At 68.9% G+C, this 1,474-nt stretch carries 2 protein-coding genes; one reads left to right on the forward strand and one right to left on the reverse strand.

Features of this window, described 5'->3' with window-relative positions:
* Positions 1–288 precede the first annotated feature (288 nt).
* Positions 289–1,038: a FadR/GntR family transcriptional regulator gene (locus FKP22_RS30200; protein ID WP_141291901.1), complete on the forward strand. Its 750-nt coding sequence runs from the start codon at positions 289–291 to the stop codon at positions 1,036–1,038.
* Between the two features lie 6 nt (positions 1,039–1,044).
* Here the strand turns inward: FKP22_RS30200 and FKP22_RS30205 are convergent.
* A partial coding sequence (locus FKP22_RS30205) for a TetR-like C-terminal domain-containing protein (RefSeq protein ID WP_141291902.1) occupies positions 1,045–1,474 on the reverse strand: 430 nt, incomplete at its 5' end.

The raw sequence follows: 1,474 nt of genomic DNA on the forward strand, positions 1-1,474 counted from the left end.
GCTGAGCGTCAGCGGCGGCCTGGCGGTCAGCGAGGCGATGGAAGGGGCAGCCACGGGGGCTGCGGTCGGGGCGGCGGCGTTGGTCAAGGCAAACTCGCTCAGGTCAGGAACTGAAAAGCTGGCTCTGGCGCTGTTGCGCTGCGGGTCTTTGCTGACTTGCGCAGGCATCACAGCCCGGAGATGATAGTTGTATGTCGTCGTACAACATAACCAGGAACGGCACTTTAGCGCGTTGAAGCCAGCGCCCGACCTGGGATTCCACCGATCCGACGAGGGACAATACCCCGCATGCAGCCTGTTGCACCGAATTCCACGCTTCCCGCCCGCCGGCGGCCCCGCACCCTTGCCCTGGAGCTGGTTGACTCCCTGGGCGACCGCATCCGGGATGGCCGGTTGGCACCCGGTGACAAGCTGCCGACCGAAGCGGCCATCATGGCCGAATTCGAGGTCAGCCGCACCGTCGTGCGCGAGGCCATCTCCAAGCTGCAGGCGGCCGGCATGGTCGAGACGCGGCACGGCATCGGCACCTTCGTGATCGGTTTTTCCGAGGGCACCGGCTTTCGCATCTCGCCAGAGCAGTTCAGTACGCTGAACGACGTGATCGCGGTGCTGGAGCTGCGCATCGGCCTCGAGACCGAAGCCGCCGCGCTGGCCGCCGTGCGACGCAGCCCCACCAACCTGCAGGCCATGCGCCAGGCACTCGACGCGGTGACCCAGGCGGTGGCCAACGGTGGCGATGCGATTGCACCGGACTTCCAGTTCCACCTGGAAATCGCCCGCGCCACGCAGAACCACCACTTCGCCGACCTGATGCAGACGCTGGGCAGCATGATCATCCCGCGCGCCCGCCTGCAGCCGACCACCGCGCTCAGCGACGCGCTGACCGAAGAGCGCAGCCTCTACCTGCGCCGCGTCAACGGCGAACACGAAAGCATCTTCGACGCCATCGCCAGCCAGGACCCTGACGCCGCCCGCGCCGCGATGCGCACCCACCTGGCCAACAGCCGCGAACGCCGCCGCCGCGCGCAGCAGGGCTGAGCTGCCTCAAGCAGCTGGCGCGCCGCTTGCACCTGCCGCCATCAGCCTGACCAACAGCGCCAGCGTCGCCTCGGTGGCCGCCGCTTCGCCGCCGGGCTTCACACCCCATTGCGGCAGGTGACCGTCCAGCTGCATGCGCGCCAGGCCATAGACGGTCGCGCGCGACAGCAGCGCCAACGCCGCCGCGTCGTGCGCCGAGTTCACTTCACCCACAGCCTGCGCTTCGTGCAGCGTCTGCTCGGTCAGCGCACGCACCGCCTGCATGCTGGCCTGCAGCGCCGGTGAACCCGCCAGGTCGATCTGGTCCCGTGCCGAGACAATGCGGAAATGCGCCTCGTGCGCCCTGGCCCACTGCAGGTAGCCGCGGCCCAGCGCGCGCAGCCGCGCCAGCGGTGTCTTGTCCCGCGGGCGAATGGCCTTGCGCACCTCGATCTGC

The sequence above is a fragment of the Ideonella azotifigens genome, assembly GCF_006519715.1.
Taxonomy (GTDB): Bacteria; Pseudomonadota; Gammaproteobacteria; order Burkholderiales; family Burkholderiaceae_C; genus Ideonella; species Ideonella azotifigens.

Coding starts and splice junctions, on each gene's coding strand:
- FKP22_RS30200 (WP_141291901.1), top strand. CDS start 289: ATGCAGCCTGTTGCACCGAATTCCACGCTTCCCGCCCGCCGGCGGCCC.